The sequence below is a fragment of the Nostoc sp. KVJ20 genome (genome assembly GCF_001712795.1).
Classification (GTDB): domain Bacteria; phylum Cyanobacteriota; class Cyanobacteriia; order Cyanobacteriales; family Nostocaceae; genus Nostoc.
In genome coordinates, this window is the sequence record NZ_KV757838.1 from 1 (window position 1) to 1,995 (window position 1,995).

The window sequence follows — 1,995 nt, forward strand, 5'->3', positions numbered from 1 at the left end:
CAAAAGTAGGTTTATGCACCTTGATGGCTTCTAATTCTCCAGTTCCGATGATTTGGTTTTGTGTAGCATGGAGTATTTCTTTTCCGCAATCAATTGAATAAATCCAACATTCATGCTTCCATTGCATACCGCAGCAGTAACCAAATGTTCTCGTAGTTCTGAGGTATACTCTTTCCAGTAAATTGACCTCAATAGGTGGGATTGTTCGACCCCAAGGCGGGGAGATATACCAACTTGTCTTTAGGGCATTAATGTTGTCAATCATGCTTTTCTTCCTAATAAATAATTAATCGCTTCAGTATCGAGAGCAGCAATGCGTTTTTTAATTGATTGTGGTGGGTTTTCAAAAAACTGCTTAAGATGCCATCTCCGAATTTGGTAATGTCTAGCAGAGCGTCTTGTAGCTTTGAGCCATCCTCTTTTTACCCACCTTGTGACAGTTGAGAAATTCAATTGAAGAACTTGAGCAATTTCTTGACAGCTATAATTATCAAGAGTGGGGCGTGCAGAATAACCTAAGCTATTTAACTTCAGATAAATTGCAATTGGTGTGCGTTGATATCCTCGTCTTTTTAAGATTGAGGATATTTGTTTTATTGTGTAGACTTCAGCTTTCGCCTCAATAATTGCTAGCTCTTCATCAGTCCATTTGATACTCATCTGATTACCTCCTTCTCTGAAGAGATAGAATTAGTGTCTGCCTGTCCTTGTACAATCCGAGCGCTAATAGATTCAAAGTCAACTTGAAAAATGTTCATGTCTGTGGACATTTCCCCAGTGTTATAGCGGTCTACGATGTGCTGCTTGATTGCGGATTGATTCAGCCCATCAGGGATATCGATATGCGCTTCACTTGTGATTTTTTCAACAACTGTGACAATGACTTTCATGGCTTTTATTCCCATTTAATTAATTCAGGATTCAGAAATAAAACTTCTTCTGAATCCTGTATGCTGATTTACACTGCTCCAGCTTTTGCCGTTTGTAACTGTTGCATCCATCCGTTGATTGCCGTTAATTCATCCGCACCGCTAACAACAGCATCAACAACTAGCTTTTGATACAAAGATTCAGCATGATTGGGATATTCACACTTGTCTGCTGCCCAAGCCAAACACATTGTTTTTACCAGTTCATTAATCTTGGTAATATGAAGTAGACTTGGGCGGTCAACATCCTGAAATTGCAACCACTCTCTGACTAAATCAAGAGGATAATCAAGTAAAGTACGAATGTTTTTAATTCGTAAATCTTGAGGATGTACTGGTTGAGGGACTACGCTAAGTTTTGGTGTAGATGGGATAGTTGAGGATGTGCTACCTAAGCGAGATTGAATGTCATGAATGATGGTTGCCCAATCAGCATTTTTGTTCCATTCTCTTTCAATTCTGCTTTTACTTGCAGCATCGTAAAGATTGCAGAAAACTGTGTTCTCGTCGCCAGCAGTAACAACAATAATCAGTGGTTTAGAAAAATCTTGGATTAAAGAGGCAGCGAGAAGAAAGCTTTTGGCGAAATTGGTTTCAACGCCAGTTCTAACAACATAAAGTTCATCAGCACTGACGACAATATCTAGTTTTAGGTTGTCCTTACCTTTAAATTCTTTAGTCGTTAGGCGGAGTTCAGACAAGTATCCAATTAATGCTCTTTGGGCAACAGGGATTTTCTTCTCCTGGGCGATATTGAACTTGTACCAAACGAAAGATTCCCCATCTACTTCACCTTGATTGACATATAAATAGATAGGTTCGGGAGGGTTGCATAAACCTAGTTTGATTTCAGCAATCATATTTCACCTCGGTTAAGTTTCATTGATTGGTGTTCTGTGTATAATGGGAATTCTGTAGCGGGAGAAAAACTTCCGTGCGTTCACTTGAATAAGCGGCACTCATTCAGGTGAACGCTTTTTTACTAGGCAGAAGGTTCTTGATTGCGGTCTAACTTCCATTGCAGATAAGTCAACGCAGTGCTAGCATCAGCAATGTTTAAATCCGG

4 protein-coding genes are annotated in these 1,995 nt (G+C 39.5%); all 4 read right to left on the reverse strand.

What is annotated here, in order from left to right:
* On the reverse strand, positions 1 to 265 hold a 265-nt coding region (locus tag A4S05_RS38145), incomplete at its 3' end, for a DUF1392 family protein (protein ID WP_141699948.1).
* Entirely contained in the window at positions 262 to 660 is a 399-nt protein-coding gene (locus A4S05_RS38150) for a helix-turn-helix domain-containing protein (protein ID WP_256091412.1), read from the reverse strand. The genes A4S05_RS38145 and A4S05_RS38150, both read right to left, overlap by 4 nt.
* A complete protein-coding gene (locus tag A4S05_RS38155) occupies positions 657 to 890 on the reverse strand; it encodes a hypothetical protein (RefSeq protein WP_069074915.1) in 234 nt (77 codons plus the stop codon). Before A4S05_RS38155 ends, A4S05_RS38150 begins: the two co-directional genes overlap by 4 nt.
* Before the next feature lie 68 nt (positions 891 to 958).
* The gene (locus tag A4S05_RS38160) at positions 959 to 1,789 is read right to left on the reverse strand and encodes a hypothetical protein (protein WP_069074913.1); all 831 of its coding nucleotides are present in this window, start codon (positions 1,787 to 1,789) and stop codon (positions 959 to 961) included.
* Between the last annotated feature and the right edge of the window lie 206 nt (positions 1,790 to 1,995).

Bases quoted from the DNA above. Each gene is read 5' to 3' on its own strand.
- A4S05_RS38150 (WP_256091412.1), bottom strand. From the start codon at position 660: ATGAGTATCAAATGGACTGATGAAGAGCTAGCAATTATTGAGGCGAAA.
- A4S05_RS38155 (WP_069074915.1), bottom strand. From the start codon at position 890: ATGAAAGTCATTGTCACAGTTGTTGAAAAAATCACAAGTGAAGCGCAT.
- A4S05_RS38160 (WP_069074913.1), bottom strand. From the start codon at position 1,789: ATGATTGCTGAAATCAAACTAGGTTTATGCAACCCTCCCGAACCTATC.